Genomic DNA, 8,508 nt, shown 5'->3' with positions numbered 1-8,508 from the left:
CTATAGTCGCCCGTGGCCGCTGAGAAAATATCTTCCATCAAGTCCAGCTTCACTTCTGGACTGGCTAGGCTACCCCGGCGTTTTTTCTGCACTCGCATAATATGGTCAAGCCCGGCAGGAGGGTACACCACCCGCACCACATCGCCAGGCTGATAGTTAGCCGCCGAGGTATCACAGTACAATTCGCTGGTCATCAGCCGTGCCGACAACATCCGCAATTCACGCATCGCCACCTTATAGGCCAACTTGGCATCGTGGATCATCGGGAAATCTACCGTTTCACCAATGGTGCGCCCCGTGGCATGCAACAAGGCGGAATTCATCACAGTCACGGCGGCTTTCTCGTGGGTCTCCCAATCGGTATAAGTCACCGTCAGAGTATTGATGAGATCTGCCTGACTGCGGCGGCGAATATTGCGGGCCGAGGTGATCTGCAGGCCAGTCAGCACTGGGAGCTCATCGCTGTTGTAATCATCCCTGGCAATGCGCATGGTGACTTGCCCTGTTCCCTCATCAGTAAAAACATAGCCGTTAATGTAACGGCAGATATCTTTAATGAACTGCTCTACTGGTTGCTGCTTAACCCAATGGGCATTAAGGCCAAATCCCTCACGATAAAGCGCATCTGCGCAGTGGGTAAACGCTATATCATCAATGTTCTGGTTACCGGTTCCCCACTCCGGGCACTCTATCAGCTCATGGATAATATGCGCTGCATTCAGCCCGCCTTCGCCCTGCGTCAGCACATTCCCGATGGCGGCTTTGTGCTGATTCCATATCAACTTACCATCCCAACCCGTATTAACTCGGGCCACTTCCACAGCTACCGGTGACGGGTAGCTGGAATTGCCCATTTCAGGTTTACGAAACACCAAGGCGGCCAAGTGACGAAACGCGCTCACTACCTTCTGACCGTCCACAATCTGGCCGCAGTGGTGGGCGAGATAATCATTCACGCCCTGATTGGCACGGCCGAGGCAGACATCAATATCACCAATCACCCCGCCATACTGGTCACGATCACCAAACAAGGTAGGCTGGTTAATAGTCAGCCGCTGGTTGCTATCAATTTTGGTATGACTGCCCACCTTCTCACCAAACCAAATTCGCTGAATAAAGTCGACCGGGCCATGACACAACACCAGGTGTTGCCCCCAGAACCAGCGATAACCGACGGTTTGCTTTTTCTTACTACCCATGGCATTCCCTGCCTTGTTTGAATTTATTGATGACCGTTGTGATCAGCGGATCGCCCAATGCCAACAACTGATCGCAATCAGCCCCGTCTTTAACAAAGACAGCCCAGCTCAGGTTATGCGCCTCAAAGACTCCGCGAGCGCCGCTGCAACAAAAGCCAAGCGGGGCCAAGTCTCGGGGATAAATCCTGTTATTGCTGTGCTTATTTCCGAATCTTTCGATATGAAATATCCCCCCACCAATAGACAGTGCCGCTGGTGATTTTGACTTTGCCAAACACCACCCCCAATGGTTTGCCCTTTTCAATCACGGGCGCTTTAGGCTCCTGCAGATCAGGCGCATCATGCTCCTGATTAACAGCGCGATAACTGATAGCAATGGATACCACGGCCATGATGATACTGACCCAAAACATGACACTCTCCTTGTGAATAGGATGAAATTAGCGGTCGATAGGATCGCCGACATAGGGATTCTTGGTAGGCAGGTTGGCCGCGCCGCCAAAGTTAATCGCGTTGTTGAATCGGCGATGACAGGTTGCCAGCGAGCGGTCACAGCCTCGGACAATGACCGCCTTATCTGCCGGATTGAAGTGAGCAGAATGGAGTAACTTCAGCGTCACTCCATCCGGCTGGCTATCAATAAAATGGGTATTACCGCCTTGCTTGAGATAACCAAAACCGTATTCCAACGCGACAGGTTCAGTCAGGGTAAGACGTGTCCCCGAAGCCGATTTGATGGTGATGGCTCGCGGTGATTCAGTCACGCCACATTTTCGGCAGCCCAACGCATAGCGACACAAAGGGGTAATGGTTTCATTGAGGCCCGTCACCTGCAGTTCGGTATGTACCGCCTCCAGTTCGAGCGTCACAAACCCTTCGTTCCATACCCCAGCCATCAGACGACCTGCAAATACGGTGTAAAACGTGCTGCCATCTTCAGAGCGGAGAATGGTTACCCTCGGGGCGATATTAAGGGGCGGATTAAGTGCCAAATCAGCCAGCTCACTTCCCGCGGCAACTTCGAATGAGGTATCGGCTCGCAGCGGATCATCGGATTGCTCAATCGACGCATCGCGCTCAATGACATGGGCTCGCCAATGAATACCATTGACCATCACATCTTGCTGATGAGAGGTGAAATACCACACCTCATGGTGGATCTCTATTTTGTACAGCTCAATCACCGCCATCTCATGCCTCCTTTCTGGTGATTTCAGAGCCCTGCACCTCGGTATCAGACACTTCAACCATCGCCATCATTACCTGCATTCGGTGGCGTGGCAGATAACTGATTTTGACCTGATCATCATCCGGCCTCATCAATCGCATCACATGGCCGCAGAGCAGATCCCCCATATTGACGGCTATCAAAGGATCGCCACCGATATCGAGGATGTCATTACCTTCGGCATCCACACCATCGGGGCGAGCAAAAGCCATTTGCACCCCGTCCAGCCATTGCAAGTAAACATGGCACCCCCCGAACTGATTAAAACCCGTCGGCCTGACCACGATCTTTTGCCGATTCCCTCTCCCAGCTAGGCGTATTTCATGGTGATACGTGAGCCACCAACAGGTGTTTAAACGCCCTTTAAACTGATACAGAAACTGCCTCAGCTGCCAGCTGGACTCACGCCCGCTTGCCAACCATTCAATGGTGGTCGCATGCTGGCCATAGTCCCGCCCGGTCATCAGCATCTGCTGGCCACTGGCGGTGGTTTTATCTTTCCAGGTAAAGGCCATGTCATCGCGTACCCCACCCGATTTTCCACGCTTGATCACCACCGGTCTGCCAAGGTATTGCTGTACAAACTCGACCGGCCATTGTGTTGGAACGGGTATCATGAGTGGCTGACTGTTCACCCAGCTGATCTGCTGCTCGATACGAGCGCCACGGCGCACTGATTTCAGTCCGTCCGGTGCAATGGCGGTGATTGCGGGCATGACCACAACATTGGAGTGATCAAACAACAGCGGCTGCTGCAATATCAATCCCGTGGCAGTTACCCGATCAACAAAAGCCACCTCGTAATACTCGGCGTCCTTATATAGCACCATCATGCCATCGTTATTAAAATCACGGCCTGTGACGTCAGTATGAATTTCCGTTGCGCCGGATTGCACCGTGACCGGGGGTGTTGCATCACCCCAGACAGGAACAACATGCGGGTTTTTACCTTGTGCGGCATAACGGGCGGTTTGTTCAGCCCCGACACTAACGGGCAAGGTATAGCGATAATCAAGATGTTGAATAGGCTGGTTGGCATTACTCAGGCGCTGTTCACTGGAATGGGTTTCAATCACCGCTGTGAACCATTGCCACTCTTCGGTAATGGGGTAAATCGGTGGGTATGGCCACAGTGCTATCTTTGTTCCCGTTATACTCAAACAAGTGGTGACAACACCGTTATTAAACGACCATTCAAAGTGCGCCTCGATATTCATCTCAACATCGAGTGACACCGCCAGCTCATAGTCCCAGTGACCACCATAAGGAGCCAGAACGTCACCGGGTTTGGCCCCGTGCAGCGCCATGCCTTTATCATTGACGCGGACGATTTCATTCAAGTTGAGCGGAGTGGTATAAGAACTCCACATTTCAACTGGCACCCGAGAGGCGTTGACGACAAAACCCAGGTCTATTTTCTTTGGTTTGATAAAGAGAGTATTTTTGAAATCTCGGTCCCAAAAACCCGGATTAACCACCGCGACCATACTGGGTAATGTAGGCAACCACGCAGCTGGATCTGTTTTAACTGAAACAACAGCCGCACTCGCCATCATGACAAAGGGCGCTGGTTCCGGTAACGGTGGCGCAAGATATTGTTCACTGGCAAACGGGGCGGTGAGGCTATATCCAATTGCAACGACCGTGCTCATAGTTAGTCATCCACACGAAAAGCGAAACCCCTAGGCTCAGGATCTTTTCCGCCCGCATCGAGTTTGGTGAAAATCATCCAGCGTTTGTCCTGATAGGTTTCAATATCACCCTGACCATAATATTTAGTGCAGAGTGTACGAACCCCAGGCAACTCCCCTTTTAATTCACCATCATAAGGACTCCCTCGCCCCACCATATAACAAGGCATGAACAGTGTTGTGCCAGATTGCGTAAATAAGGTGTGATGAAGAATGTCAGGGTAAAGACAAGCATAGCCATAACTGCTGGCATAACGGATCATGGGTAAAAAACCAACCTGAGTAGTCATACTAATTCCAGAAGTGACATGACTGTTTTTCTCGCGGTCATAAGCCAACATGCTCGGATAGCTAAAACTACCATCTGACTCCACGCTCAGAAAAAATGAAGAACGATAACGCGCAGCACATGGGCCGGACGCAATTGCTCCCCAATAGCCGCTATCTCGCACATGAGAAATACCCATTATGCCCAGTAAATTTTCTTGGTTAGAAACAGCATCATGAAAATTAACGATAAATAGGTCGTTGCAAGCAATAATATACACCTCGCACGGAAGTGGGATCGGTAAATAGTTAGAACCTTGATTAAATAGGCCCGGCCAAAGACCACCTTGTATCCAATTACCCACCATGTTCCAAGCTTGCCCACCCACATTTGTATTCGCATTAATGTCCATGCAAAACAAATAACTGTGCTCTTTGTGCACAACACCCCACTGTGTCGATGACTCATTTGAAAAACGGGCCATCTCAAACGGTACATTGGTATTACTCGCCAAGAACTCGGAAACAAAAGGAATAATGGCATCAATACTATTTATGCGGCGTTTTTCGTAAGGCATTATGCTAACTCCACGGCCATATAATCGATAAATCCCGCACGATAAATATTCTGTAAAATTACATACTCGCGGCTGTTATCTGGCGATGTTAACCGTTGCCAGGTCGCGACATCGCGGCCACTAAGATAAAAGCACCCTTGAAACTCACCCAATGCACCGTGCTCATTGTGTATCGCGAACATTTGGATCATCCAGCGGTCATTACTGCTATTTATGGGCTTACCATCAAGCGCAGGGAAGCCGCCCTGACGGGGGTAGTTTCTCGCCACATTTAAATAGGTGTTATCGACCCATAACACCGCATTGGCACGAGGAATGATGTTTTGGAAAGTTGAATAATCCCCGCCTTCATTGGACCAGCGGCCGGACGCAATATCACTCTCACCAAAAACCACCACTTGACGAGGCCAATGACCCAGCGAGCAATATTGGCGTAATTTTCCTAAATAACAGGCATGTGATTTTGTCGACACTTGGGCAATCACAATTATTCTGTCCTTATTAACAACAAAGTAATAAGGGATCGTGTTCTTCCACAAATAGATATATTTGTTGCTGGATGAATTGGGCATTTCATGAAAAAGAGCGCCTTCTGAAAACATCGGTGAACAACGCAATGCCACATTAAATCGGTCATTTGCCGGATCGGACTCGGTTCTAAAACCAACAAAAATCGTTTCTTTCCCGGATTCCCCACCACTTTGCAGCCAAAGCTCATGCTCACCATCCGCTGGCGTTAACGACCTCACAACGCCCCAACCTTGAGCGACCGCAAATACAGCCAGTTTGGCCAATACGTCACGATGGTTTGTTGCTGTCCCTGTTTCCCATGCCATCTCAATTCCTTTTCAGTCTTTAATTCAAGTTTGACCGGTTACGCTGGACGATTTTCACCACGGCTTGTTCGCCGGCATCGCTGCGCAGGTAGGCTTTCAGCTGCTCCTGGTTATCGAGGAACGCGACATGCACTGCCGGGGCGGCGACGTTGATATTCGGATTGCCGCCCACACCCATGCTCTGTTGCTGCATCTGCAGGTGTTGCTGGCTTTGCATCGCCTTCATCTGCTGCATCATCGAAACCATCCAGCGGAAGTTGTCGGCCTGCTTGGGGTTAAGCACCATTTCATCTTTACGCAGCATCCAAGTGCCTTCGTTCTGAGCCGGTACACGATCAATGCCGTCATGGGCCTGGCCCGCCAGCGCTTGTCCAGCAACGATCCCAACCGAGGCATAGCCCATGGCGCGCACAGCAGTAGACAACGCCATCCCGACGGGCGGTGGGCCAAAGCTCAACGCCTTGGTCGCCGCTTCTTCGGTGGCCACCACCATCGACGGGATCGCCGCCAGTTTCTGCGCCGCAAACAACACCCGGTACAGACCGCCTTGCTCATCTCCGGCCTGTTTCAAAAAATCTGTAGTAATACTCAGCTGCTGCTGAGTAAAGTTGAGGGTCGATTGAGCCACCTGATACTGGTATGCCTGGCGCTCATCTTCGGCCTTACGTTTAATATCAGTCAGGTTGGCTTCATGGTCAGCCCGCAGTATTTCCCGATTAGCAAAGTATTCCCGCTCCAGTTCATCCTGCAGTTGGTTGTTATCACGGGCTTGGGCATACGCGGCTTGGAATGACGCCGACAACTGTTTCCGCCGCTCGTTATAGGCATACTGTTCTTGGATCTGCGCCTGATTTTCCATATCAGCCTGCATGGCCAACCGCATCAGCCAGGCGGTATTCAGTTCGTCAGATTCCTGATAGAAAGCATCAATAGCCGAAGTGTCTTTGCCCTGCAGCGAATCCAATTTCTCTGCTTCCAGCAGCAGCTTCTTGGCCAGCTCTTCGTTAATGCCTTTTAGGGCTCCATGCTCGATGTCATAACGCAGTTTGGCCGCTTCAGAGGTTTCCCCAAACAGGGCAACTTGGCGCTGCATCAGGGCCAGTTGCTGTTGGGCGGTTTTAGTGTTCCCGTCATCGACTGGTGGTTTAGGTGTGTTTTGGGGTTTATCCGGATCGATCCAGTCGGTGGGCAGACCATCGTTAAAAATAGCAGTCTGCTTGGCCGAGATTTCAACGAGCTGCTGATCGAGTGCCTGCGCATGGGCATTTAAACTTTCAATTTTACTGCGGGATTCAACCCGGCCAGCAGCATCGAGATACTGCAGACTGCCTGACAGTAGTTCAACCTGCTGACGGGTCTGCGCCAGTTCGGCTCTCACTGTATTGGCCTGTGTGCCTAACTGGGTGATCATCACCCGGCGCTGGGCATCATTTAAGTCCCGGAAACTACCGGATAGCTTATTGACCTCATCATCGAGGTTGATGGTGGGGGTTTTAGCCTCGCTGGCCTGCAGCGCAAAGTAACCTATTGCTGATGCGGCCAACATCACCACGCCCACCGGGCCACCAAGAAACGCCATGGTGGCATTCAATGCACGACCGGACACACTGGCCGCCGCTTGGGCTGCTGATAGCTGATTTGTGGCGGCGGTTAACTGCCCCCTCGCGACTGCTAGCGCCTTCTCTCCACCGGTGGATCTAAAAATAAACGCATTGGTCAGCTGCAAGGTTTCCAGTCGAGCAACTTCTGCTGCCGTCACCGTTATCGTGGCCTGAACCTGTTTGATTAACGCTGCAATTTGGCTGCGGGTTGCCAGCATGTCGCGGGTCTTGGCGGCGGTCATATTCATCAGGGCTGCCGTACCGCGACCAAGCGCCAAGGCCATGGTCACACCGACGGCGGTTGAGATCAGTTCAGCGTTACCGGCTAACAGATCTAAGCTGTCAGTCAATGACAGCACCAACGGTGAGAACGCATCAGAAATAGGCACCTCAAATGCCACTACCGCTTGGGTGTAGGCAGTCGAGAGATCGCCATACATCGCATTGACGTTACCCGCTGTTCTGGCGGCGGCCCCGTCATAGGAAGCCAGTGCCTTGACCAAAGTTTCCGCGAAAAACGCCGAAGTCACTTGCCCTGCATTGACCATCTGGCGAAATCCCCCGGCACTGAGGCCCGCCGCCTTATCCATTCTGGTCAGCAGACCAGGCAAAGGTTCTACCGTCTGATTAAGCTCTTCGGCTCGAACAATCTGGCTCGCCATTGCTTGCTGCAAACCAAACATTGACTGACCCAGCTGATCATTGGTGGCACCATAAGTGGCCGCCGCATTGCTCATCCCTTCAAAGATGGCAATAGTCTGCTGGCGGGTGATCATCCCTGAATCTTCAATCGAGGCGACACGGGCATAACTGCCCGCCATCCCAATCAACGCCTTGTTGTGTTCTTTACTGACTTCAATCAGGTATTGCTCGGTTTCCAACCACTGCTGCTGCCCACCGACTAGCGAGGTGATTTGGGTGCGGATGTCCTGGTACGCGCCCAGCCGTTCGGTAGCCTGCTGCGCCACTGTAATGGCCGAAAACCCGGCTGCAACGCCTAATAACTGATTGCGTAGGGACACCATCTGCCCCTGCATCATGTCAGACTGGTTCGCCATCGACTTCATCTGGCGGCCGGTTGTCACGGATTGATCGCCCAGGCTATTCA

Annotated in this window: 7 protein-coding genes; all 7 read right to left on the bottom strand. The window is 51.8% G+C overall.

Annotated elements, in window-relative coordinates; all coding sequences use genetic code 11:
• The coding region (locus L4D12_RS21410; RefSeq protein WP_428449869.1) for a phage tail protein at positions 1–1,199 on the bottom strand (1,199 nt) is incomplete at its 3' end.
• A gap of 200 nt (positions 1,200–1,399) precedes the next feature.
• Positions 1,400–1,612 carry a hypothetical protein gene (locus tag L4D12_RS21405; protein ID WP_428449868.1) on the bottom strand — a complete coding sequence of 71 codons (213 nt, stop codon included), beginning with the start codon at positions 1,610–1,612 and terminating at the stop codon, positions 1,400–1,402.
• 27 nt (positions 1,613–1,639) lie between these two features.
• The gene (locus L4D12_RS21400; protein ID WP_428449867.1) at positions 1,640–2,389 is read right to left on the bottom strand and encodes a phage BR0599 family protein; all 750 of its coding nucleotides are present in this window, start codon (positions 2,387–2,389) and stop codon (positions 1,640–1,642) included.
• Position 2,390: 1 nt separating this feature from the next.
• On the bottom strand, positions 2,391–4,079 hold the full coding sequence (locus tag L4D12_RS21395) for a hypothetical protein (RefSeq protein ID WP_428449866.1): 1,689 nt from the start codon (positions 4,077–4,079) through the stop codon (positions 2,391–2,393).
• 2 nt (positions 4,080–4,081) lie between these two features.
• The gene (locus L4D12_RS21390; RefSeq protein WP_428449865.1) at positions 4,082–4,963 is read right to left on the bottom strand and encodes a hypothetical protein; all 882 of its coding nucleotides are present in this window, start codon (positions 4,961–4,963) and stop codon (positions 4,082–4,084) included.
• Positions 4,963–5,799, bottom strand: a complete 837-nt coding sequence (locus L4D12_RS21385) for a hypothetical protein (protein ID WP_428449864.1) — start codon at positions 5,797–5,799, stop codon at positions 4,963–4,965. The genes L4D12_RS21390 and L4D12_RS21385 overlap by 1 nt, the downstream gene beginning before the upstream one ends.
• Before the next feature lie 19 nt (positions 5,800–5,818).
• The gene (locus tag L4D12_RS21380; RefSeq protein ID WP_428449863.1) at positions 5,819–8,425 is read right to left on the bottom strand and encodes a tape measure protein; all 2,607 of its coding nucleotides are present in this window, start codon (positions 8,423–8,425) and stop codon (positions 5,819–5,821) included.
• Between the last annotated feature and the right edge of the window lie 83 nt (positions 8,426–8,508).

Origin of the sequence: Photobacterium nomapromontoriensis, from assembly GCF_050336815.1 — a bacterium.
Classification (GTDB): Bacteria; Pseudomonadota; Gammaproteobacteria; order Enterobacterales; family Vibrionaceae; genus Photobacterium; species Photobacterium nomapromontoriensis.
The sequence above is the reverse complement of the archived record's forward strand: the minus strand, read 5'-3'. Positions and strand labels throughout refer to the sequence as shown.

What these genes read in the sequence shown, in the direction of transcription:
- L4D12_RS21385 (WP_428449864.1), bottom strand. Translation starts at nt 5,799, where the DNA reads ATGGCATGGGAAACAGGGACAGCAACAAACCATCGTGACGTATTGGCC.
- L4D12_RS21400 (WP_428449867.1), bottom strand. Translation starts at nt 2,389, where the DNA reads ATGGCGGTGATTGAGCTGTACAAAATAGAGATCCACCATGAGGTGTGG.
- L4D12_RS21380 (WP_428449863.1), bottom strand. Translation starts at nt 8,425, where the DNA reads ATGGTGTCCCTACGCAATCAGTTATTAGGCGTTGCAGCCGGGTTTTCG.
- L4D12_RS21395 (WP_428449866.1), bottom strand. Translation starts at nt 4,079, where the DNA reads ATGAGCACGGTCGTTGCAATTGGATATAGCCTCACCGCCCCGTTTGCC.
- L4D12_RS21405 (WP_428449868.1), bottom strand. Translation starts at nt 1,612, where the DNA reads ATGTTTTGGGTCAGTATCATCATGGCCGTGGTATCCATTGCTATCAGT.
- L4D12_RS21390 (WP_428449865.1), bottom strand. Translation starts at nt 4,963, where the DNA reads ATGCCTTACGAAAAACGCCGCATAAATAGTATTGATGCCATTATTCCT.